Genomic DNA, 227 nt, shown 5'->3' on the forward strand with positions numbered 1-227 from the left:
TATTTCCGTAGAAAGTACCACTGGCGAAATCAAATTAGGAAATTTGCAAACGGGAAATTATGATATTGGTGGTTTTAGTTCTACTGGCGACGTAAAATTGTTTGCAAGTGGTAACATTACTGCGGGTGATATTGTTAGCGCTGGTAATGGTTATGATTCTGGTAATATTTCCGTAGAAAGTACCACTGGCGAAATCAAATTAGGAAATTTGCAAACGGGAAATTATG

Annotated in this window: 1 protein-coding gene; it reads left to right on the forward strand. The window is 37.0% G+C overall.

Annotated features, from left to right (window positions below):
- Positions 1-227: hypothetical protein (locus FFR48_RS28760; RefSeq protein ID WP_162502015.1), on the forward strand; the 227-nt coding region annotated here is incomplete at both ends.

It is taken from the genome of Sphaerospermopsis reniformis, from assembly GCF_005402885.1.
Taxonomy (GTDB): Bacteria; Cyanobacteriota; Cyanobacteriia; order Cyanobacteriales; family Nostocaceae; genus Sphaerospermopsis; species Sphaerospermopsis kisseleviana.